This window comes from Williamsia deligens, from assembly GCF_024171765.1.
GTDB classification, from domain to species: domain Bacteria; phylum Actinomycetota; class Actinomycetes; order Mycobacteriales; family Mycobacteriaceae; genus Williamsia_A; species Williamsia_A deligens.
Genome location: NZ_JAMTCI010000001.1, coordinates 2,074,437 through 2,097,030, shown reverse-complemented (window position 1 = coordinate 2,097,030; position 22,594 = coordinate 2,074,437). Strand labels below are relative to the sequence as shown.

Sequence of the window (22,594 nt, the reverse complement as noted above, 5' to 3'; positions counted from 1 at the left end):
GTAGCCCTTTCATCGGTACGGCGCGGCATTCTCCGACAGGGCCGCAGGTCAACTGGGGTGTTCGGGGGGTACTGCCCGGGCGGTCTCGGTGGATTCCTCGGGCAGCAGGCGCATCAACCCGTCACGCATGTGGGCGATCATGAGGCGGTCGGCGGCCTCGGCGTCTCGGACCTCGACCGCCCTGAGCAGATCGGTGTGCTCATCGATGCGCGCCTGTGCCGAGGCGTATGTCCCCCGCATGGCTCCTAGACACATCCGTGTCTCGACGAGGATCGTCTCGTGGATCCGCGACAACCGTGGACTGCGTGCGCATTCCACGAGCTGGGCGTGAAAAGCCATGTCCGCGTCGGCGATCTCGCGTCCGTTGGGGTCGTCCGCGAACGACTGCATGTGGTCGATCGCCGCCCGGAGCTCGGCGAGATCGTCGTCGTCGTGGTGCGCGACGACCTGCGCGAGTGCGGCGCGCTCGATCGCCGTGCGCGCGACGTACATGTCGTTGATGTCGTCGTCGTCCATGGAGATGACGAACAGGCCCCGGTTGCGGTGGCTGACGAGCAACCCCTCCTGGGTGAGGCGCTGCATCGCCTCCCGCAGGGGTCCGCGGCTCACCCCGAGGTCGGCGGCCAGACCCGCCTCCGTCAGCTGCGACCCGGGCGGGAAGCCGCCGTCGGCGATGGCGACACGGAGCTGTCGCGCGATGATCGCCGGCGTCGACTCCTGGACGAGCGGGGCCAACACGCGTCGGCGCGACCCGGCGGCCATCTCGGTCACCGACGGCCCGCGTCGGGTCGATGTTCGTTGGACGACAGAGCGCACCCCCATGATGTGCAGAACGTTCGGGTGCACCGATGGTGCGGCCCCCTCGGTAGATTGTCAACAATCCAACCAGACATGTCCGAATCGGCACGGTCCGCCCCGGATATGGTCGTCCGATGACGGACTCCTCCCCCGACACCGACGTCAGGGTCCACGCCTTCACCGACGACGCCCTGGGCGACGACGACGCGACCGGTGTCGCGGCGCGGATCGCGTCCGGGGAGGTCTCGGCCACCGAGGTCGTCGAGGCCGCCATCGCGCGTGCCGCGGCCGTCGACCGCCTGCACGGGATCGAACTCGCCGACTTCGACCGGGCGCGGTCGTTCGCGCGCAGTCCCGGCAAGGGTGTCTTCGCGGGCGTGCCGACCGTCGTGAAGGACAACACCGACGTCGCGGGCCTCCCGTCGAACCAGGGGTCGCGGGCTGTGCACGCACGGCCCGCACGACGCAACGCCCCCATCACCGACCAGTTCCTCTCCACCGGGCTGATCAGCCTGGGGAAGTCACGGATGCCGGAGTTCGGGCTGAACGCGAGCACCGAGTTCGAGGACGGCCCCGCCACACCCAACCCGTGGAACACCGGGTACTCGGCCGGGGCGTCGTCGGGCGGCTCGGCGGTGCTGGTCGCGTCGGGGGTCGTGCCCATCGCGCACGCCAACGACGGCGGCGGATCGATCCGCATCCCCGCGGCGGCATGCGGGCTGGTCGGCCTGAAGTTCACGCGCGGTCGCGAACTCCCCGACGACCACGCCGCCCAGATGCCCGTGAACCTCGTGAGCAACGGCGCCCTGACCCGCACCGTCCGCGACACGGCCCGGTTCGCCGCCCAGGTGGAGCGCTACCGTCCGGCGCGCTCGATGACGCCCATCGGTCTGGTCGAGGGACCGGCGCAGCGACGTCTGCGGATCGGGATCGTCGACCGCTCCATCGCCGAACTCCCCGTCGACCGCGAGACGCAGGCCGCGGTCTCCGCGACCGCCGACCGCCTCGCCGCACTCGGTCACGACCTGGTGCCCATCGGGCTCCCGCTGCCGGAGAAGGATCTCGTCGCGTTCAAGGACGACTTCGTGCACTACTGGTCGATGTTGGGCTTCGCCCTGACCAGGTTCGGCCGGCGCGTCATGAGCCCGGACTTCGAGGCGTCCGATCTCGAGTCCCTCACGACGGGACTGTCGAAGCGATTCCAACGCAACTTCCTGCGCACCCCCGCCGCGCTGTGGCGGCTGCGGGCATCGGAGGGCAAGTACCGCGCCGCGTTCGCCGGCGACATCGACGTGATGCTCTCGCCCACCGTCGCGCACACCACTCCCCCGCTCGGGCACCTCTCGCCGGCGAACGGTTTCGACGTGTTGTTCCCCCGCCTCGTCTCGTGGGTGGCGTTCACCCCGCTGAACAACGCGACCGGCGGTCCGGCGATCTCGCTGCCCGTCGAGATGTCGACCGACGGCATGCCGCTCGGCGTCCAGCTCTCCGCCGACCACGGCGACGAGGCGACGCTTCTCGCCCTGGCCTATGAACTCGAGGCCGATCGGCCCTTCACCCGGATCCAGGACGCCTGACACCCGGGGGCTTGACCCTGACACGGTGTGAGACCGGATCGTCGTGAGCGCCATGATCACCATCGGAGATTTCGCCTCACTCGGCCGGGTGTCGGTGCGGATGTTGCGGCACTACGACGCCATCGGGCTGCTCGCCCCGGCGTTCGTCGACCCGCACACCGGCTACCGCCACTACGACCTGGACCAACTCCGTCGTCTCAACCGCATCGTCGCGCTGAAGGAGCTCGGTCTCGGGCTCGACACCGTGCGCCGCGTCCTCGACGACGACCTCACCGGTGACGAGCTCCGCGCCATGCTGCGTCTGCGGCAGGCGGAGCTCGCCGAATCGATCCGGGCCGACGAACACCGGCTCGCGCGGGTGCAGGCGCGACTCCGACTCATCGAGCAGGAGAACACGATGTCCGTCACCGCCACCACGGTCAGCCTCCCCGCCGTCCGTCTCCTCGGACGAACGGCCGTCGCCGTCGCGGCGGTCTCCGACGAGATCGGGCCGCTGATCCAGACCCTCTACCCGCAGGTCGTCGACGCCCTGATCGCTGCGGGCCACCCGCCCGCCGGACCCGCTGTGGCGCACTACGAGTCAGCGCCTGACACATCGGAGGACGCATTGCGTGTGTGCGCGTGCTTCCCGACCGACGCGCTCGTCGGACACCCCGACGCCGTCGCCGGTCTCGAGGTGGTGGACGTCGCGGCCGGGGACTTCGCCTCCCTCGTCCACCGCGGTGGGATGGACACGGTCGACGAGACCTACCAGCTGTTGCGTCGGTGGGTGACCGAGCAGGAATGGACACTCGACGGCCGCGGCCGCGAGATCTACCTCGAGATGGGCGACGACCCCGCGGACTGGGTCACCGAGGTCCTCGTCGGGTTCACCCGCAGCTGAGGCCGAGGCCACGACGGGATCAGTCGTGCCACCGTCTGAAACGTCCGCTCGGCGTGAGCAGAGGGAGCATTGCCCCCTGCTCGCGTGGAGCGGACGTTTCGAACGTCGTCGCCGGGAGACGGGCTACTTCTTCTTCGTCCCCGGGAGCACACCGGCGTCGATGATCGACTTGATGTACGGGCGGACCCGGCCCATCAGGTCGTCGAAATCGTCGACGCCCACCCAGGCGGCTGCGGCTGCGTCGTCGGTGACGAGCTCCAGCTCGTCGTAGACGCGCCCACCCTCGTCGCTCAACGCGTCGCGCTCGGCGGGATCGGTGTCGGCGACGAGGCCGCGTGCGATGAGCGCCGCGCGGGCCTGCGACCAGTCGTCGTCGGACCAGCCGCGGGTGAGCTGCGAGATCTTCTTGCCGAGCCCACGCTTGCGGACGGCGGGATCGGGATGACTGGCCTCGTGGAACACGACGGCTTCGACGCGGTCGAACCCGGCGGCCGTCAGCGCAGCGACATGTCCGTCGCCGCGCCATTCCCGCAGCACCGACACCGCATGCCAGAGCCGGAGACCGGGATGCTCGGGTGCAGGGCACTCCGCCCACGCCGAGGCGAGCGTCCGACCGGCCATGGGCGCGGCCGCGCCGATGGCGAGGAGCCGGTCGGCGAGACGGGCGGTCTCCTCCGACGACGCGCGGTCGCCCCAGATCTCGTCGAGCGCCTCGGTGAGCATCTGCTCGCGTCGCGCGTGCACGATGTCGAGCCCGACCTTCCTCGCGGCCGCCCACCCTGGCTCGACGATGGCCGGGTTGAAGTTGAAGAACGCGGCCGAGACGACCGAGCCGACGCAGTCACCGAGCGGTGCACCCCGCGCCCCGACGTACCAGGCGTAGGGGTCGAGTCCGGTGTCCGACTGTGCCTTGCCGATCCCGGGGTGGAAGTACGCGAGCACGTTGAGCGGCTCGAGTGTCTCGTAGGCGGTCCGCGCACGTCCGCGCTGCGCGTCGTCGTACCTCGTCGGCGTCATGCGGACGACACTAGTTCGCACCGTCTTGCCCGCTCGCGCCCCGCACTCGCCACGGATGCGCGAGGATCGGTCGGATGAGCACCGCCCCGGACACGGAGACCGCCGGCACATCCCTCGGCGCCGGCCTCAAACCCCGCCACATCACCATGATCTCGATCGCCGGTGTCATCGGCGCGGGCCTGTTCGTCGGATCCGCGAACGCGATCGAGAAGGCCGGCCCCGCCGTTCTCATCTCGTACCTGCTCGCCGGGTCGCTGGTCATCCTGGTGATGCGGATGCTCGGCGAGATGGCCACCGCCAACCCCGACACCGGGTCGTTCTCGGTGTACTCGACGCGCGCGCTGGGACGGTGGGCCGGGTTCTCCGTCGGCTGGCTCTACTGGTGGTTCTGGGTCCTCGTGATCCCCGTCGAGGCGACGGCGGCCGCGTCGATCCTGGCCGACCTCGTCGGCGGTCCCCAGTGGGTGTGGGCGTTGACGGTCACCGTCCTGCTGACGGTGACGAACCTGGTCAGTGTCGGCAACTACGGCGAGTTCGAGTTCTGGTTCGCGCTCGTCAAGGTGGTGTCGATCGTCGCGTTCATCGTCATCGGCGTCCTGGCGATCCTGGGTGTGTTCCCCGGCTCGGAGGTCAGCGGCGTGAAGGGCCTGTGGGAGCCGGACGGGTTCATGCCCAACGGTTTCGGCGCCGTCATCACCGGTCTGCTGGTCACCATGTTCTCGTTCATGGGCACCGAGATCGTCACCATCGCGGCCGCGGAGTCGCCGGATCCGAAGGCCGGGATCACCCGAGCGGTGAACTCGGTGATCTGGCGGATCTCGATCTTCTACATCGGCTCGATCTTCGTGGTCGTCGCACTGCTGCCCTACAACCGTCTCGAGGACGGGTCGTATCAGTCGGTGCTCGAGGCGATCGGGATCCCCCACTCCGGCCGGATCATGGACGTCGTCATCCTCACCGCCGTCGCGTCGTGCCTGAACTCCGCGCTGTACACCGCCTCGCGGATGCTGTTCTCACTCGGCGATCGTGGCGACGCACCCCGCGCGGTGCGGTCGCTGACGAGTCGGGGCGTGCCGTGGGTGGCGGTCCTGTTGTCGATGGTGGTGGGGTTCCTCGCCGTGGTCGGCAACTACGTCCTGCCCGACAAGATCTTCGCGTACCTCCTCGCGACCAGCGGTGCCATCGCCCTGTTCGTCTACCTGGCCATCGCGTGCAGCCAGCTGGTCCTCGGGCGGACGCTGCGTGCGACGGGCGAGCGGCCGCCGGTGCGCATGTGGCTGTTCCCCTACCTGACCTCGACGGTCATCGTGTTCATCGTCGCCGTCCTCATCCTCATGGCCTTCGACGCGAGCCAGCAGCAGGCGATCGGCTTCTCTGTGATCTCTGCGGTGGTGATCGTCGCCCTGGGTGTCTGGCGGCAGCGGACCGCCACGGATCCGCCCGTCGAGGCGAGGAAGGACTCGCGTGTCTGACGGCACCCGTCCGCCGCACACCTGGATCGCCGTCGATCCCGATCGCTTCCTCACCGACGCGATCGCCGGACTGGTCGCCACCAACGACCACCTCGCCTGGGAACCCGACCCGGGATTCCTGTATCGCACCGATCGCACCGACGACGGCGTCGCGCTGGTGTCCGGCGGTGGGTCGGGGCATGAGCCGATGCATTCCGGCCTCGTCGGCGCCGGGATGCTCGACGCCGCGTGCCCGGGTCTGGTGTTCACCTCGCCCAACGCACTGCAGGTCGCCGCGGCCACCCGTCGGGCCGACCGCGGCGCCGGCGTCCTGCACATCGTGAAGAACTACACCGGCGACGTCATGAACTTCCGTGTCGCGCGGACGATGGTGCGCGACGAGGTCGAGACCGAGCATGTCCTCGTCGACGACGACGTGGCCACCGATCCCGGCGACGACGACGGCGTCCCGGGCGGCGCGGTACCGGAGCGACCGTCATCGTCGAGAAGGTCTGCGGCGCAGCGGCGGCGCGGGGTGACGACCTGGCCGCGGTGGCCGACATCGGTCGCCGCGTGGCTGCGGCGGCACGCAGCTTCTCCGTGGCGTTCGCCCCGTGCACCGTCCCCGGCGCCCGACAGCCCAGCTTCGACCTGCCGGTCGGCGAGATGGAGTTCGGCGTGGGCATCCACGGCGAGGCCGGCGTCGACCGGATCCCGCAGCAGCCCGCCGACGAACTCGTCCACGGGATGCTCGAGCGGATCCTGGCGTCGTCGCGGCCCGACGACGGTGAGGACCTGCTGGCCCTCGTCAACGGACTCGGGTCCGCACATCCGCTGGAGCTGAACGTCGTCGCCGACCAGGTGGTCCGGCAGGTCACCGACCGCGGGTTCGCGGTGCGCCGCATCCTCGTCGCCTCGCTCGTCACCGCACTCGACATGGCCGGGTTCTCCATCACCGTGGTGCGCTGCGACGACGAGATCGTCGAACTGTTCGACGCCCCCACCGGGGCACCGGGGTGGCCCTCGGTGACCTCCACCGGCGGTGCCCGACCGGTCGACGTGCACTTCGCCGACCCCGACGACGCCGCGGACTCCGGTGACGAATCGCCCTGGTTGACCGCGTTCGTGGGACGGGTGCAGGAGTCCGTCGACGACCTGACCGACCTCGACAGGCAGGCCGGTGACGGCGACTTCGGCACGAACATGGCTGCGGCACTGCGTCATTTCCCGCTCCCCTTGCGCGGCCGGGACGCCGAGGTGCTGACCGCGATCAGCACGTCGTTCCTCGTCCGGGCCGGAGGTACCTCCGGCGCGCTCTTCGGGGTGTTCTTCGCCGAACTCGCCCGGGCCTTCGGCGAGACCGACGACCGGGCGGCGGCACTGCGCGCCGGGACCGCGGAGGCCCTGCGACGCATCCAGGATCTCGGCGGCGCCCGGGTCGGTGACGACACCCTCGTCGACGCGCTCTCGCCTGCGGTCGACGCCCTCGGCGCAGAGGCGTCACTCACCGATGTGGCCACGGCCGCGGCGGACGGCGCCGAGTCGACCCGGGAGCTCGTCGCGTCGCGGGGCCGCGCCAGCTACGTCGGCGACCGCGCCCGCGGAGTCGTCGACCCCGGTGCGCTGGTGGTGGCGTGGTTCTTCGCCGCGGCCGCCGACCACGCGGCGTGACGACACGCGCCGCCGGGTGGGCGTGGTTGCTCGCCGGTGTGGCCTACGTCCTGTGCGAAACCGTTGCAGCGCAGCAGTATCCCGACTACAGCTACGCACGCGACTACATCAGCGCGCTCGGGGTCCCGAGTGCGTCCCCGTCGGCGGCGCTGATGAACGCGGGCGCGTTCGTCCTGCACGGGATCCTCTTCGCGACAGCGGGCGTGACGCTCGCACGTACGACCGGTGTCTCGCGTCGGCGCCGCACCGTGATCACCGGGCTGGCACTGGCCAACGGCATCGGCAACGTGCTCGTCGGGCTGTTCCACGCCGGCGCGTCGCCGCTGCACGGGTTCGGTGCGCTCCTCGCGATCGTCGGCGGCAACGCCGCGATGATCGTGGCCGGCGGCATGCTCGGCACCCTGGGCGTCCCGCGTTGGTTCTGCATCGTGAGTCGGGTCGCGGGCGCGATCGGTGTCGCCGCTTTCGTCACGCTGCTGGCCGTCGCCGGCGCGGACACCGGAGTCGAGGGCGCGGTCGAACGCGGGGCCGTCTACCCGATCATCGCGTGGGATGTGGCGGTCGGCCTCCTGCTCGTCACCCGGGCGCGCCGGTCACCTCACTCGGTGTGGGGCTGACCCGTGGACGCACTCGTCCCTCCGTCGACGGCGAGGAGGGCACCGGTGACGTAGCGGGCGTCGTCGGAGGCGAGGAAGAGCACCGCCGGCGCGATGTCGTCGGGTTCACCAGGTCGCCCGAGCGCGATGCGATTGACGAACGGCGCCAACGCCTTCTCGTCGTCGGCCATCCCCGACGTCATGTCGGTGAGGGTGAACGCCGGGAGGACGGCGTTGACCCGGACCCCTCGGTCGCCGTAATCCAGTGCGAGGGAACGGACGAAGCCGGTCATGGCGTGCTTGGAGGCGTTGTAGGCCGCCTGCCCCCAGTCCCCGGCGATCCCTGACACCGACGAGACCGCGACGAGGTTGCCGCCGGTCGCGACCAGTTCGGGCAGCGTCGCCTGCGCGATGTGCAGGAAGCCGTCGATGTTGACCCCGCGCATCAGCGCCCAGTCGTCGTCCGACAGGTCGGTGATGTCGCCGCCACCGTCGTGCACTCCGGCGTTGGAGACGACGATGTCGATGCGGCCGAACTTCTCGCGGGTCGCGGCGACGAGTGCCTCGACGTCCTGGCGGACGGACACGTCGCCGGGCACCACCAGCGTCCGCTGCTCGTCGGCACCGGCCACGGTCTCCTCCAACGGCTCGCGGCGACGGCCCGTGACGACGACCGTCGCGCCGTTGGCCAGGAAGGCCCGGGCGATCGCCCGCCCGATGCCGGACCCCGCGCCGGTGACGACGACGATCTTCTCTTTGACTGCATAGGTGTTCGCGGTGTTCATGCCCCCAGAGTGCCCTCGAACGGGGTAACAGTGTGGTCACGGCGCCGGCTGAGCGGTCACGATCGTTGTTCGATCTCCGCCGCGCGGTTCGGACCCGGCCTCAGCGGGCACCATGGGGACATGGCTGATGCACAGGACAAGGTGTTCGTCGTCGTCGGTGCGACCGGCGAACTCGGGTCGCGGATCGCGAAGGGACTCGCCGAGAAGGGCGCGGCCCTGACGGTGACCGGGTCGTCGGAGGAGTCGGTGGGGAGACTCGACATCGACGGCGCACACACCGTCGCCGCAGATCTCCGTCAGCCCGACGCCGGGCAGAAGATCATCGACGCCGCGCGCGACCACCACGGACGCATCGACGGGGTCGTCATCGCCGCGGGTGTCGCGGCGTTCGGTCCTCTCGCCGACATCGACGACGACACCGTCGACGACCTGGTGCTCATCGACTTCCTCGGCCCGTTGCGCATCACGCGCGCGGCACTGCCCGTCGTCGAGCAGGGCGGCGTGATCGCCGGCATCAGCGCGGTGCTGGCCGAACAGCCGGTCGCCTTCATGGCCACCTACTCCGCGGTGAAGGCCGCGTCGGCGGCACTGTTCTCGGCGGTCGCGAAAGAGGCGCGCAAGAGCAAGGTGCGCGTTCTCGACATCCGCCCACCCCACACCGAGACCGGTCTCGTCGACCGTGCCATCGCCGGCGATCCGCCGAAGATGCCGTCCGGCGCCGATCCCGACGCCGTCGCGAACCGCATCGTCGACGCTCTCCTCGGCGACGACAAGGACCTCGCGAGCAGCGAGTTCAGCTGATTCCGGGCGGCTACCGCCGCTACCGGCGCAGCGACGACCGCGCGACGGGGAAGTCGAAGTAGGTGTCCGGGAACGGTTCCGGCTTGTAGGTGAAGTGCCACCACTCGAAGGAGTAGGGCACGAACCCCTGCTGCACCAGACCGTTCAGCAGCATCACGCGGTTGCGCAACTGCTGTCCCTGGACGCGCGGATCGAGCGGCCACGCCAGGGTGTTGAAGCAGTCGAAACCGGTGCCCATGTCGATCGAGTTGTCCGGGAACCGTTGCGCCTGCGGCGCGGTGCAGTCGACGAGTCGTTGTCCGCGGACATAAGGCCGGGTCTGCCTGGCCGGCAGACGGACGAGGGTGAGGTCCATCGTGCTGCCGCGGCTGTGTCCGGACTGCTCGGCGATGTACCCGTCACGGAACAGGTTCGCCTTGTCCACGCCGGTGTAGAACTCGGCCTTCATCCGCTGGTCGTCGAGCCTCGTCGCCCACGCGACGAAGTCGTTCACCGCACGCTGCGGGCGATAGCAGTCGTAGACCTTGAGCGAGTAGCCCTGCAGGAGGAACTGCAGCTGCGCCCGGTGCAGCCCGTCGGCGGCCTGCCGGGTGAGGATGCACATGGGCGCGCGGTAGCCGTCGACGGGATCGCCGGTGAAGTTGTGCGGGGTGACGTATCGGATGTCCTGCAGGATCGTCGGATCCACGTCGCTCAGCGCGACGAAGTCACCGGGAGCTCTCGGGTCCGGAGCAGGCCGGGCGGGCGCTGCCGAGGCGGTCGGGACCGCCAGCGCGAGCACGACGAGAACTGCGGCGCAGATACCGGACAGTCTGGTGGTCATGCCTGGGGATTATCGCACCCCACCGACGACGTCGAGGGTCAGAGATCCTTGACCGCGACGCGGAACGCGTCGTAGGTCGATCGCAGCGCATCGGCGCGCGCGGCCTGGCTGCCGAACTGTGACCCCGGGCCACACAACTTGTCCATGGCCAGGTGCATGAGCGACAACCACACGGTGGCGATGACGCGCACCTGCATGTCCTCGCTGTCGGCGCCGGTGCGCTCGGCGATCTTCTCGCTGAGGCGGCGGAACTTGGTCTCGCCCAGCTCGGCACTGCGACCGCTCACCGACGGTGACGACTGCGCGATGCGGTTCATCACCTCGAAGCGGTCGAGGTCGTGGCTCGAGATGTCGGGACACCCGCCGCACAGGACCGACAGATGCGCGTCGAGCAGGGCCTGGAACTCGTTGCCGGTGCGCGGTTGGACGTCCATCGCGGCCGCGACCGCGGCCACCATGTCGTCGATGGGGGCGAGGATGACGTCCTCTTTGGTCGCGAAATAGCGGTTGAACGTGCGCGGCGAGATGTCGGCGGCGTCGGAGATCTGCTCGACCGTGGTCGCGTCGAACCCCTGCGAGTCGCACAGCTCGAGCGCGACGTCGATCAACCGAGCCCGCGTCTGCACCTTCTTGCGCTCGCGCAGACCGGCTCTGGCCTGCGGATTCTCGGTGTCCGCCACTGTCACGAGCGCCATCGTACTCGTCGTAGCCCGACAAGCGCCGAAAACTGCCATATGTCACTCGCCGACTTCTGGCGCTTGACGCCAAGTGTCTGACGCTGCCACTATTGCCGGGCGCCGCCTGGCACTCCCTCCCCAGATTCGAGGAATCGTGGCAACCACCAATCCCCCAGAACTCGACGACACACTCACCGTCACAGCGCTCGCCGACACCCGGTCGGCGGACACCCCGCCCTCCGAGCGGGCGAGCAATCGCAAGTGGTGGGCCCTGGGCATCATCGCCCTCGCGCAGCTGATGGTCGTGCTCGACGCGACGATCATCACCATCGCCCTCCCCTTCGCCCAGACCGATCTCCAGATCACCGACGCCAACCGTCAGTGGGCGCTGACGGCCTACACCCTGCTGTTCGGTGGCCTGCTGCTCCTCGGCGGTCGCATGGCCGACTACCTCGGTCGACGCAAGATGTTCCTCATCGGCCTCGCCGGTTTCGCCTTGTCCTCCGCCGCAGCGGGTCTCGCGTGGAACGGGGCATCGTTCTTCGCCGGGCGCGCACTGCAGGGCGTCTTCGCCGCCATGCTCGCCCCCGCTGCCCTGTCGCTGATCACCGTCACGTTCACCGAGCAGAAGGACCGAGCGCGCGCACTCGCCGTGTACGCCGGTGTCTCCGGCGGCGGTGCCGCGATCGGTCTCATCGCCGGTGGCGCCCTGACCGAGTACTTCTCGTGGCGGTGGACCCTGCTCATCAACACGCCGATCGCGTTGGTCGCCGCCATCGGCGGTCTGATCCTCGTCATCAAGGACAAGCCCAGCGCCCGCACGGGTGGGTACGACCTGCCCGGCGCGATCACCGTGACCACCGCACTGGTCAGCTTGGTCTACGGTTTCACGAAGGCGGCCGAATCCGGTTGGGGCGCAGCGTCGACGGTGTCGCTGCTGATCGCCGGCGTCGTGCTCCTCGCCGCGTTCGTGGCGATCGAGATGCGTGTGGCGAACCCGCTGCTGCCGCTGCGCATCCCGGGTGAGATCAACCGTGGTGGCGCGTTCCTCATCTCGTTCATCGTGCCGGTCCCCATGTTCGCGATGTTCCTGTTCCTGAGTTACTACTTCCAGAACACCCTCGGCGAAACCCCGCTGCGGACCGGTGTGCTGTTCCTGCCCTTCCCGATCTTCATCGTGGTCGGTGCGGGCCTGGCCAGCTCGCTGCTGCCGAGGTTCGGTCCGCGGGCTCTGCTGGTCGCCGGTTCCACCTCGGCGACCGCCGGGTTGCTCTACCTCGCCCAGCTCGACGTGGACTCGACCTGGTTGGTCGACGTGCTGCCGTCGATGATCCTGATCGCCGCGGGCATGGGACTGGTGTTCGTCTCGATGCAGACCGTCGCGCTGCACCGTGTCGACGCCGACGACTCCGGCGTGGCCAGCGCACTGGTCAACACCACGCAGCAGATCGGCGGTTCGATCGGGCTGGCGCTGCTCAGCACGATCGTCGCGCAGGTCTTCGCCGACCGTCCGAACCTGAACACCCCGGACGGGCTCAAGGCGGCGAACATCTACAGCTACGACGTCGCCTTCTACTCCGGGGCCGGCTTCATGGCTGCGGCGCTGGTGGTGGCGCTCGTGTTCATCCGGATGCGCAAGCAGGATCTCGCCGACGAGTCACCGGATTCCCTGCTCGTCGCCTGATCATCCGGTCGGTCGCCGAACCCCACGTCCGGTGACGACGAAGGGCCGCCTCGAGACATCGAGGCGGCCCTTCGCGGTGCCGAGGCCGGCGACGGATCAGCCCAGGACGAGACTCTCGCCGTCGGCGCTGACGTTCACCGGCACGACGTCACCGTCGGTGACGGTGCCCGCGAGCAACTGCCGGGCCAACTGGTCACCGATGGCCTGCTGCACGAGCCGACGCAGCGGACGGGCGCCGTAGAGCGGGTCGAAACCCCGCGCGGCGAGCCACCTCTTGGCGTTGTCGCTCACCTCGAGGTCGAGCCGGCGCTGCGCGAGCCGCGTCTTGAGCTGCCCGAGCTGGATGTCGACGATCCGTGTCAGCTCCTCCGGGTTGAGCCCGTCGAAGATGAGGACGTCGTCGAGGCGGTTGATGAACTCGGGCTTGAACGCCGAGCGCACCGCCGTCATCACCTGCTCCTCCGTGCCGCCGGCACCGAGATTCGACGTCAGGATGAGGATGGTGTTGCGGAAGTCCACCGTCCGTCCCTGACCGTCGGTGAGACGGCCCTCGTCGAGCACCTGCAGCAGCACGTCGAACACATCCGGGTGGGCCTTCTCGATCTCGTCGAAGAGGACCACCGTGTACGGGCGACGACGGACGGCCTCGGTCAGCTGACCGCCGGACTCGTAGCCGACGTAGCCGGGAGGTGCACCGACGAGCCGTGCGACGCTGTGCTTCTCGCCGTACTCACTCATGTCGATGCGGACCATCGCGCGGTCGTCGTCGAAGAGGAACTCCGCCAACGCCTTCGCCAGCTCGGTCTTGCCGACACCCGTCGGCCCGAGGAACATGAACGAACCCAGCGGGCGGTTCGGATCCGCGACACCCGCGCGGGCGCGGCGCACCGCGTCGGACACCGCGGCCACGGCCTTCTTCTGGCCGATCACGCGATGGCCCAGCTCGTCCTCCATGCGCAGCAGCTTGGCGGTCTCCCCCTCCAGCATCCGGCCGGCGGGGACACCGGTCCACGCGGAGACGACCTCGGCGACGTCGTCGGGGCCGACCTCCTCCTTGAGCATGACGTCCTCGTTCACGATGGCGCCCTTGTCCGCGGCGGCCTCGAGTTGCTTCTCCAGAGCGGGGATCTGGCCGTAGCGCAGTTCCGCCGCCCGGCCGAGGTCACCGTCGCGCTCGGCGCGGTCCGACTCACCGCGCAGCGTCTCGAGCTGCTCCTTGAGATCACGGACCGAGTCGATGGCCTGCTTCTCGCCCTGCCACCGAGCGGTCAGCTCGGCCAGCTTCTCCTTGTGGTCGGCGAGCTCACCGCGCAGCTTGTCGAGCCGGAGCTTGGACGCCTCGTCGGTCTCGGACTCGAGCGCGACCTCCTCGATCTCGAGGCGGCGCACGATGCGCTCCACCTCGTCGATCTCGACGGGACGCGAGTCGATCTCCATGCGCAGCCGGGACGCGGCCTCGTCGACGAGGTCGATGGCCTTGTCCGGCAGGAAGCGCGAGGTGATGTACCGGTCCGACAGCGACGCGGCGGCGACGAGGGCGGAGTCGGTGATGCGCACACCGTGGTGCACCTCGTACCGGTCCTTGAGCCCACGCAGGATCCCGACGGTGTCCTCCACCGACGGCTCGCCCACGTAGACCTGTTGGAACCGACGTTCGAGCGCGGCGTCCTTCTCGATGTACTGCCGGTACTCCTCGAGCGTCGTCGCGCCGACCAGCCGCAGCTCGCCGCGGGCGAGCATCGGCTTGATCATGTTGCCGGCGTCCATCGCCGAGTCGCCGGTGGCGCCGGCGCCGACGATGGTGTGCAGCTCGTCGATGAAGGTGATGACCTGTCCCGCCGAGTTCTTGATGTCCTCGAGGACGGCCTTCAGCCGCTCCTCGAACTCGCCGCGGTACTTGGCGCCGGCCACCATCGACGACAGGTCGAGGCTGACGACCGTCTTGCCGCGCAACGACTCCGGGACGTCGCCGGCGATGATCCGCTGGGCGAGGCCCTCGACGATGGCGGTCTTGCCGACGCCGGGCTCACCGATCAGGACGGGGTTGTTCTTCGTCCGACGGCTCAGGACCTGCACCACACGGCGGATCTCGGTGTCACGTCCGATGACGGGATCGAGCTTGCCGTCGCGGGCCTGGGCGGTGAGGTCCGTGGAGTACTTCTCCAGCGCCTGGTAGGTCGACTCGGGGTCGGGCGAGGTGACGCGGGCGCTGCCGCGGACGGCGACGAACGCCTCCCGCAGGGCCTGCGGTGTCGCGCCGACGTCGTGCAGGAGTTTCGCGACCTCGGAATCGCCGGTGGCGAGGCCGACGACGAGATGTTCGGTCGAGACGTACTCGTCGTCGAGTTCACCGGCCAGTTGCTGGGCGGCGGTGATGGCGGAGATCGTCTCGCGCGTCAACTGCGGCGCCGCGGTGCCACCGGATGCCGACGGCATCCGCTTCACCATCGCCTGCGCCTGGGTCAGCACCGCCTGCGGGTCGACGCCGACCGCCTTGAGCAGCGGCGACGCGATGCCGTCGGGCTGTTGGAGGAGTTCGACGAGGACGTGCGCGGGGCGCACGTCCGGGTTGCCGGCCGCGGTCGCCGACTGCACCGCGGCAGACAGCGCGGCCTGCGTCTTGGTGGTCGGGTTGAACCCGCCGGCGTTCGGGTGGGACATGGGCTCACCTTTCTTGAGTGAGGGTAGTGCAAGTCTGTGGTCCGTCGGGCCGAGATCGGCCCGTCACGAGACTCAACGCATCATCTCTTGAGTCTGTTCCGCTCAAGTATGAGCATTTCCCACCGACCGCGCAACCAGCCCCTCCGCAGACGGTCAGCTCACTTCGAGCCGCGCGACCACTTCATGCCCCACCCGTATGCCTCGTCGAGCAGGCGTTGGCCCCCGTTGATGTAGCGGACCTCGCGCGTCACGCTGAGTTCGCCGTCGCGGACCTCCAGCAGCGCGATCGCACAGGTGATCGCGCTGGTGTCCGCGCTGTCGAGGCGGACCTCGACCTCGGTCCCACCCGGCGGGAACAGGGTCACCACGCCGTCGGCGGCCGACCAGTTCGGTGTGCCCTCGTAGATGAACGCGAACACCAGGATGCGGCGGAAGTCGCCGAGGTGGGCGAGGTCGATGAGGAGGTTCTCACCGTCCGACACGGTCCCGCTCCGGTCGTCCCCGTCGAGCAGGATCCACGGCGGCGCGGTCAGGCTGCCGAAGGTGTTGCCGAGCGCCTGCACCACGCCCTTGCTGCCGTCGGAGAGTTCGTAGAGACACCCGAGGTCGAGATCGATGCCCGACGACCGCTTGCGGAACACACCGCCACCGGCTCCTGCGCCGCGACTCCAGTTGAGGTTCACGCGCATGGTGCCGCTCGGCTTGTCCCGCACCTTCGCCAGCGAGATGGTGGGCGCCGACTTCGTCAGCGTGATCTTGCCGAGGTTCACCGGCGGGGTCGGTGCGGCAGCGGGCGGCGCGGTCGGTGCGGCGGGCGGCGGGTTCGGTGCGGCGGGCGGCGATGGCGACTGCGGAGCGGTCGTCGGTGCGGGCGCGTCGTCGACGGAGACACCGTGTTCGGTCACCAACGCGGTGAAGCCGGCGTCCCACCCCGCCGACACGTTGCGGACTTTCCACGCGTCGCCGCGCCGATAGATCTCGGCGAGGACAGCTGCCCGCTCCGTGGTGAGTCCCGTCGCCGGCATCGCCACGTCACCGATGGTCACCGCGAGCCCGCGCACGTCGGCCAGCGTGCCCCGCGCCGCGTCGTCGAGGACGACGGCGAGCCGCAGGGTGTGGACGTCCGGCGGCACGGAACCGAGATCGACGTCGACGCCGTCCGCTCCGGTGAGCCGGACGGCACCACCCGGCGCGACCGGGTTGTTGAAGAACACGAAGTCGTCGTCGGAGCGGACCCGTCCCGCCTCGGTCACCTGGAACACCATGAGGTCGCAACTCCCCGCGGACGGGCCGGTGACCGACGCGGTGAAGCGCCGCTCGGTGAGTGGGGCGTTCTCGCCGCGGCGCAGGGTGCTCATGGCCCCGACCGTATCCCTCACCCGATGAGGTAGACGAGGCCACGATCGGCGTCGGCGAGGGTGCGCGTGAACGCCCGCGCCTCCGTCAGATGGTGGTTGATCGAGTCGGCCGACCAGTCGAGGGGACCGAGGGACGCGGCGGTGTCGTCGTCGATGTCCTCGACCAGGAGCAGGTCGTCGGCGACGGCGGCGACCTCGTCGGGATCGAGGACGGCGATGTACGGCTCGTACTCGTAGCCGATCCACCGGACATGTCCCGCGACGAGGTCGAGGGCACGGCGTCCGGCGAAGAGCTGCTGCAACGGCCCCCACGCCTTGTCGAGGTAGAGCATCGGCGGTCGTTCCTCGCGGGGCCCCCACGCATCCATCAGGGGATCGTGCGAGAGGAACAGGCGGGGGTCGTCGTGGGCCTGCTCGACGAGCTCGGCAGGCACCGGATAGGCGTAGTAGCGGATTCCCATGTACGCAGCGTCGTGAGCAGGACCGTCATCACCGCTCCCGGATCGACGCCGCCTGTGCACAACCCGCCTCCTGTCGAGCGATCGCACGAATCTGTGGATGAACTCGTGACATCAGGTAACGAGCTCCACGCTCGCGCCGACAGAACAGTCGTACGGATGTCGCCGAGTCCCGACGAGCCGTCATGAAAGTCCGTCTCAGTGCCGCTGCGATCGCGGTGGTCGCGGCAGCGTCACTCACCGCCTGCGGGTCCTCCGACGATGGCGCGGAGGCCGCCGGTGGTCAGTCGCCCGTCACGACCGTCGTCACCATCACGACGACCCCGTCGACGACCGACACCCCTACGGCCGACACCACGACCACTGACCCCGGCACGACGACGGACGAGCAGACCACCGAGACCACCACCGCCCAGGCGACGGCGACACGTTCGTCGCAGCCGACGTACGTCGGGCACTTCCAGCGGCACGAGTCCACGCTGGACCTCAGCGCAGACGGCACCGGGTCACTCCTGATGGGTGCGAATGCCCTCGACGGCGAGCGCTGGGCGGTGTCGTGGGATCCCGCGTCGCCCGGGATCACGGTCACGCTCGTCCGACGCACGGACCTGAGCGGCGCGGGACTGGCAGCGGGACTCGAGCCGGGACAGTCGTTCTCGGCGCGCTATGCGACGGGCGGGACCGGGAACCGGGTACTGCAGACGGGACCGATCGGCCCGCAGATCAGTGACCAGATCTGGTGCGGCATCGGCGGGCCGTCGCCCGAGTGCGGCGCCTGAGCATCACGCCGGGACGGGCTCCTTCGCCTCGCGACTGCGCGCGGTGGAGGCGTCGACGATCGCGATGATCAGTCCGACGGCGACGAGGACCGCGGCGACCGTCATGCCGATCTGGAACGCCGGCGCCCAGTCGCGGGGGTTGTCGGCGACACGGGCGAAGAACACCGCGCCGACGAGGGCGATCCCGGCCGCGGATCCGATGCGCTGACCGGTCTGCAGTACACCACCGGCGATCCCCGCGCGCTTCACCGGGACCTCGTCGAGGGTGAGGGTGATGTTCGGCGAGATGACGAAACCCGAACCCAGACCGGCGATCAGGAGCGGGAAGGCGGCGGCCCAGCCGACACCGTTCCCGGGCACGACGATCGACGCGATCACCGCACCGACCATCCCGGCGACGACCATCAGAAGACCGACGGCGACGAGCCCGCGTCCGAAGCGACCGACGAGCGCACCGCCGATCCGTGCCGACACCGCCGACCCGATCGCGAACGGCGTCACCGCCAGACCGGCGGCGAGGGCCGAATACCCCAGTCCCTGCTGCACATACAGCGTGTAGATGAAGAAGATCGTCGTGAAGCCGGCGAAGTAGACCATGCCGATGACGCAGCCGAGCGAGTAGGACCGCAGCCGGAAGAGGCTCAGGTCCACCAGCTGCTGCTCGTCCCGCTGACCCAGGCGCCGCTCCCACAGCACGAACGCGGCGAGGAACACCGCGGCGACGATGAGCAGCAACCACTTCGCCGAGCCCTTCCACTGCTGCTCCTGCACCAGCGGCAGCATGACCGCGACGACGCCGAAGCCGAGCAGCACCACGCCCAGCGGATCGAACGACGACCACTGCAACGGCTGTCGGGCCTCGCGCGGCTCGGACGGCAGCAGCTTGATCGCCGCGACGAACGCGATGATGCCGATCGGCACGTTGACCATGAACACGTAGCGCCATCCGTGCTGCTCGCCGCCGAGTTCGATGAGCACTCCCCCGAGGAGGGGACCCACCGCTGTCGAGATGCCGATCGTCGCGGCGAACAGCCCGAACGCCTTCGCGCGCTCGGCGCCGCGGAACAGCTGCTGGATGAGCCCGGACACCTGCGGGCTGAGGATCCCGCCCGCCACACCCTGGATGAGTCGGGCGACGACCAGCGTCAGCGGTCCGGTCGCCAGACCACACGCGGCGGATGCGACGACGAACAGCACGAGCCCGACGATGAACGTCACCTTGCGCCCGCGGGCGTCGCCGATCCGCCCCGCCGGGACGAGGAACAGTCCGAACGCCAGCGCATACCCCGACACCACCCACGACAGGTCGGCCGACGACGCGCCGATGCCCTTCTCGATGGACGGCAGCGCGACGTTGACGATGGACACGTCGAGCAGGGTCATGAAACCGACGACGAGACACACCGCCAACGCCGTCCACCGCTTCGGGTCGGGTTCGAACACGTCCGTGGCGGGGGCGGCGGGGTGAGTGGTCACGGAGGGGTGCAACACCGATGTCCGGTCCGGGCTTCCCGGAACTGGCCGGGTCGTCCAGTCGGCCCCGCCTCGTCCGCCGACCGCCCGCTCACATGGTGGTGCGGCCGTCGATGCTCTCGCGGATGATCTCGGCGTGACCGGTGTGCTGCGCCGTCTCGGCGACGAGGTGGATCAGCACGCGACGCACGCTGTGTGCGGCGCCCGGCGTGTTCCATGGGGCCTCGGGCAGCGGCGTCGTGCGGGTGAGGTCGGTGACCCCGTGGATGATCTCCTCGGTCCGCGACGCCACGGTCCGGTACTGCTCGACGATCGACTCCCGCGTGTCCCCGGGCAGCATCTGGAACTCGTTCTGACGGTCGATCGCCCACTGCGGCCAGGTGTGCGCCGTGCCGGCGAAGATGTCCTGCCAGGTGACCCCCTCGGGCAGCTCCGTCGCCATCGCCGACGTCCCGTCGGTGATGAAGCGTCCCCACGCGGCCTCCGTCGACGCGACGTGCTTGATCAGCCCACCCAGACACAGGGCGCTGGCGGTGGGACGCGTCCCGAGCTGTTCGTCGGTGAGACCGTCGGTGGTCCCGATGAGGAACTCGCGGACGAGGGCCAGCTCGGCGAGCAGCTCACCACGCTCGTCGTCGACGGTGGCGGTGGTGGCGTTGGCGGTGGTCATGTGTCCTCCTGGGTGGGTGTCGGTGACATACCGATCCTCTCGGGCATTCCGGACAGGATCGGTCCGCGATCGCCGGGCCCGGTGAGGATTCCCGGGCACAATCGCCTCGTGCACGACCATCAGGACGCCTCGCTGCCCCACCGACTGGAGAACGACGCGCTGCCCGCGTGGCGGCGGATCACCGCGGGCGAACCGCGATGGGCCGCCGCGGTCGCGGTCGTCGCGGTCATCGCCCTCCAGCTGGCCCTGCCGGAGCGGTTGAACCTCTCGTCGCGGTGGCTGCTCCCGGCGATCGAGGCCGCCCTTTTCGTCACGCTGGTCATCTCCAACCCACTGAGATTCGAGCGACGGTCGCGACCGATCCGGGCGGCAAGCCTGACGTTGATCGCCGTGGCGAGCCTGGCCAACGCGTACTCCGCGGTGCGCCTGGTCGTGGACATCGTCTCGTCGTCGCACCACGCCAAGGCGCCGGAGCTCTTGGCCACCGGGGCGGCGATCTATCTGACGAACATCATCGTGTTCGGCCTCTGGTACTGGGACCTCGACCGCGGCGGACCCGCCGCCCGCGCCGCGGGGATCCGGGAGCACCCCGATTTCCTGTTCCCCCAGATGACCGCGCCCGACATGTCGCCACCCGACTGGGAGCCGCGCTTCGCCGACTACCTCTACGTGTCCTTCACGAACGCGACCGCGTTCAGCCCCACCGACACGATGCCGATGACCCGGTGGGCGAAGCTCGCGATGATGGCGCAGTCGGTGATCGCGTTGGCGACCGTCTCGATGGTGTTGGCGCGGGCGATCAACATCCTCAGTTGAGCGCGGCCCGTCAGTAGGCGATGCGACCCGTGCGGTCGTGGAACTCCCCGGTCGGGCCGTCGGGACCGATGGTCGCGAGCGCGACGATGGCGTCGGTGCCCTCGGTGACGGTCTGGTGTCCCGAGTTCCCGTTCAGGTCGGTGGCGGTGTAGCCGGGATCGGCGGCGTTGACGCGCATGTCCGGCAGACCCTTCGCGTACTGCACGGTCAGGGTGATGACGGCGGCTTTCGACGCCGCGTACGGCACCGCCTGCACCGGGAACTCGACGCGATCGGGGTCGAGGAGGAACCGCGGCCACCCGACCCCGGACGCCACGTTGACGATCACCGGCGAGGCCGACGCGCGCAGCAGGGGCAAGGCCGCCTGCGTGATGCGGACGACGCCGTGGACGTTCGTCTCGAAGGTCGTCGCGAGAGCAGCGACGTCCAGATCGTCGACGCCGAACGCGGTACCGATGATGCCCGCGTTGTTGATCAGGACGTCGAGCTGGGGGAGTTCGCCCATCGCGGCCTGCACCGAGGCGTCGTCGGTGACGTCGAGTCGGACGACCTGGGCGCCCAGGGAACGGACGGCGTCCGCCCGGGATGTGTCACGGACACCCGCGACGACGGTGTGGCCCAGCTCGATGAGGCGCCGGGCGGTCTCGAGGCCGAGTCCCTTGCCGGCCCCCGTGATCAATGTCGTTGTCATGGGTCCACGGTGCACCGGGATCCGCGGACGGACCAGGTACTGGCGTTACCACCGTCGTGCGTCGCCCGCGGTGCACCATGGGATGGTGGACGAACTGTCGGTGATGTTGAGGGCGTGGCGGGATCGTGTCCGGCCCGAGCACGTGGGTCTCCCCGCAGGACTGAACCGGCGTGCACCCGGCCTCCGGCGGGAGGAGCTGGCCGCCCTGGCCGATGTCAGCGTCGACTACATCGTCCGTCTCGAGCAGGGTCGGTCCACGCACCCGTCCGGACAGATGGTTGCGGCCCTGGCCCGCGCCCTCCGCCTCAGGGAGACCGAACGCGACGCGCTGTACCGCGCCGCGGGTCTCGCCGTTCCCACAGCACAGACCATCTCGACGCACATCACGCCGGGCGTCGCGCGCATCGTCGACCGCCTGGGCGATGTACCGCTGGCCGTCTTCACCGCGGCCTGGGACATCCTGCTGTGGAATCCCCTGTGGGCGGCGATGACCGGGGACCCGTCGGCACGCAAGAGCCTCGAACGCAATGTCGCCTGGCAACACTTCGTCGGTGAGTACGCGGCCATCCGGTACGACGACGACCACCGCGAGGAGTTCAGCGACGACCTCGCGGCCGATCTGCGGACCGCGCGCATGCGCTACCCCGCCGACGCCCGACTCGACGACCTCATCCGCCGGTTGCGTTCGGCCAGTGACGACTTCGACCGGCGATGGGGGCAGGTACATGTGGCCGAGCACAAGTCGAGCCGGAAGACGGCCATCACCCCGGCGGGACCGATCCTCGTCGACTGCGACGTCCTCACCGCACCCGGCACCGACCTGCGCATCGTGGTGTACACGACGGCACCGGACAGCGAGGACTCCCGCAAGGTCGACCTGCTGCGGGTGGTCGGCCTGCAGACGCTCGCCTGACCGCCGAGCCCG

The 22,594-nt window shown here is 69.6% G+C and carries 20 protein-coding genes and 1 pseudogene; 10 read left to right on the top strand and 11 right to left on the bottom strand.

Annotated features, from left to right (window positions below; translation table 11 throughout):
* Window positions 1–48 precede the first annotated feature (48 nt).
* Window positions 49–762, bottom strand: coding sequence for a GntR family transcriptional regulator (locus tag LX14_RS09880; protein ID WP_253647039.1), 714 nt, complete (start codon window positions 760–762; stop codon window positions 49–51).
* Between the two features lie 170 nt (window positions 763–932).
* Here LX14_RS09880 and LX14_RS09875 point away from each other — a divergent pair, with 170 nt between their 5' ends.
* Window positions 933–2,375, top strand: coding sequence for an amidase (locus LX14_RS09875; RefSeq protein WP_253647038.1), 1,443 nt, complete (start codon window positions 933–935; stop codon window positions 2,373–2,375).
* Window positions 2,376–2,427: 52 nt separating this feature from the next.
* Window positions 2,428–3,258, top strand: a complete 831-nt coding sequence (locus LX14_RS09870) for a MerR family transcriptional regulator (RefSeq protein ID WP_253647037.1) — start codon at window positions 2,428–2,430, stop codon at window positions 3,256–3,258.
* A 123-nt stretch (window positions 3,259–3,381) separates the two neighbouring features.
* On the opposite strand, the gene LX14_RS09865 is transcribed toward LX14_RS09870, so the two are convergent.
* Window positions 3,382–4,275: an SCO6745 family protein gene (locus tag LX14_RS09865; RefSeq protein WP_253647036.1), complete on the bottom strand. Its 894-nt coding sequence runs from the start codon at window positions 4,273–4,275 to the stop codon at window positions 3,382–3,384.
* A gap of 74 nt (window positions 4,276–4,349) precedes the next feature.
* Here LX14_RS09865 and LX14_RS09860 point away from each other — a divergent pair, with 74 nt between their 5' ends.
* The 3 genes and pseudogenes from LX14_RS09860 (at window position 4,350) to LX14_RS09850 (ending at window position 8,014) form a co-directional block, all read left to right on the top strand.
* Complete coding sequence (locus LX14_RS09860; protein WP_253647035.1) at window positions 4,350–5,747, top strand: amino acid permease; 1,398 nt, start codon at window positions 4,350–4,352, stop codon at window positions 5,745–5,747.
* Between the two features lie 25 nt (window positions 5,748–5,772).
* Window positions 5,773–7,397, top strand: a pseudogene (locus tag LX14_RS09855) (dihydroxyacetone kinase family protein).
* Complete coding sequence (locus LX14_RS09850) at window positions 7,394–8,014, top strand: DUF998 domain-containing protein (protein ID WP_253647034.1); 621 nt, start codon at window positions 7,394–7,396, stop codon at window positions 8,012–8,014. The pseudogene LX14_RS09855 and the gene LX14_RS09850 overlap by 4 nt, the downstream one beginning before the upstream one ends.
* Here LX14_RS09850 and budC read toward each other — a convergent pair.
* Window positions 7,996–8,778, bottom strand: coding sequence for a meso-2,3-butanediol dehydrogenase (gene budC / locus LX14_RS09845; protein ID WP_253647033.1), 783 nt, complete (start codon window positions 8,776–8,778; stop codon window positions 7,996–7,998). The genes LX14_RS09850 and budC overlap by 19 nt on opposite strands.
* A 120-nt stretch (window positions 8,779–8,898) precedes the next feature.
* Between budC and LX14_RS09840 the strand changes: the two genes are divergently transcribed.
* On the top strand, window positions 8,899–9,579 hold the full coding sequence (locus tag LX14_RS09840) for an SDR family NAD(P)-dependent oxidoreductase (RefSeq protein ID WP_253647032.1): 681 nt from the start codon (window positions 8,899–8,901) through the stop codon (window positions 9,577–9,579).
* Between the two features lie 19 nt (window positions 9,580–9,598).
* Here the strand turns inward: LX14_RS09840 and LX14_RS09835 are convergent, their stop codons facing one another.
* Window positions 9,599–10,402, bottom strand: a complete 804-nt coding sequence (locus LX14_RS09835) for a M15 family metallopeptidase (protein ID WP_253647031.1) — start codon at window positions 10,400–10,402, stop codon at window positions 9,599–9,601.
* A 38-nt stretch (window positions 10,403–10,440) separates the two neighbouring features.
* Entirely contained in the window at window positions 10,441–11,088 is a 648-nt protein-coding gene (locus LX14_RS09830) for a TetR/AcrR family transcriptional regulator (protein ID WP_253647030.1), read from the bottom strand.
* A 145-nt stretch (window positions 11,089–11,233) separates the two neighbouring features.
* Here LX14_RS09830 and LX14_RS09825 point away from each other — a divergent pair, with 145 nt between their 5' ends.
* Window positions 11,234–12,763, top strand: coding sequence for an MFS transporter (locus LX14_RS09825; RefSeq protein ID WP_253647029.1), 1,530 nt, complete (start codon window positions 11,234–11,236; stop codon window positions 12,761–12,763).
* A gap of 96 nt (window positions 12,764–12,859) precedes the next feature.
* On the opposite strand, the gene clpB is transcribed toward LX14_RS09825, so the two are convergent.
* The 3 genes from clpB to LX14_RS09805 form a co-directional block, all read right to left on the bottom strand.
* On the bottom strand, window positions 12,860–15,424 hold the full coding sequence (gene clpB / locus LX14_RS09820) for an ATP-dependent chaperone ClpB (RefSeq protein WP_253647028.1): 2,565 nt from the start codon (window positions 15,422–15,424) through the stop codon (window positions 12,860–12,862).
* A 158-nt stretch (window positions 15,425–15,582) separates the two neighbouring features.
* Window positions 15,583–16,782 (bottom strand): TerD family protein, encoded by a 1,200-nt coding sequence (locus LX14_RS20955; RefSeq protein WP_308214088.1) that lies wholly within the window; start codon window positions 16,780–16,782, stop codon window positions 15,583–15,585.
* A gap of 17 nt (window positions 16,783–16,799) precedes the next feature.
* Window positions 16,800–17,243 carry a YfbM family protein gene (locus tag LX14_RS09805; RefSeq protein WP_253647027.1) on the bottom strand — a complete coding sequence of 148 codons (444 nt, stop codon included), beginning with the start codon at window positions 17,241–17,243 and terminating at the stop codon, window positions 16,800–16,802.
* Window positions 17,244–17,425: 182 nt separating this feature from the next.
* Between LX14_RS09805 and LX14_RS09800 the strand changes: the two genes are divergently transcribed.
* Window positions 17,426–18,019, top strand: coding sequence for a hypothetical protein (locus LX14_RS09800; RefSeq protein WP_253647026.1), 594 nt, complete (start codon window positions 17,426–17,428; stop codon window positions 18,017–18,019).
* Between the two features lie 3 nt (window positions 18,020–18,022).
* On the opposite strand, the gene LX14_RS09795 is transcribed toward LX14_RS09800, so the two are convergent.
* Window positions 18,023–19,495: an MFS transporter gene (locus tag LX14_RS09795; protein ID WP_253647025.1), complete on the bottom strand. Its 1,473-nt coding sequence runs from the start codon at window positions 19,493–19,495 to the stop codon at window positions 18,023–18,025.
* 88 nt (window positions 19,496–19,583) lie between these two features.
* Complete coding sequence (locus LX14_RS09790) at window positions 19,584–20,162, bottom strand: DinB family protein (RefSeq protein WP_253647024.1); 579 nt, start codon at window positions 20,160–20,162, stop codon at window positions 19,584–19,586.
* A 108-nt stretch (window positions 20,163–20,270) separates the two neighbouring features.
* On the opposite strand from LX14_RS09790, the gene LX14_RS09785 reads away from it, so the two are divergent.
* Complete coding sequence (locus tag LX14_RS09785) at window positions 20,271–20,978, top strand: DUF1345 domain-containing protein (protein ID WP_253647023.1); 708 nt, start codon at window positions 20,271–20,273, stop codon at window positions 20,976–20,978.
* Window positions 20,979–20,988: 10 nt separating this feature from the next.
* Here the strand turns inward: LX14_RS09785 and LX14_RS09780 are convergent, their stop codons facing one another.
* Entirely contained in the window at window positions 20,989–21,669 is a 681-nt protein-coding gene (locus LX14_RS09780) for an SDR family NAD(P)-dependent oxidoreductase (protein WP_253647022.1), read from the bottom strand.
* 82 nt (window positions 21,670–21,751) lie between these two features.
* On the opposite strand from LX14_RS09780, the gene LX14_RS09775 reads away from it, so the two are divergent.
* Window positions 21,752–22,582, top strand: coding sequence for a helix-turn-helix domain-containing protein (locus tag LX14_RS09775; RefSeq protein WP_253647021.1), 831 nt, complete (start codon window positions 21,752–21,754; stop codon window positions 22,580–22,582).
* Window positions 22,583–22,594: the final 12 nt, after the last annotated feature.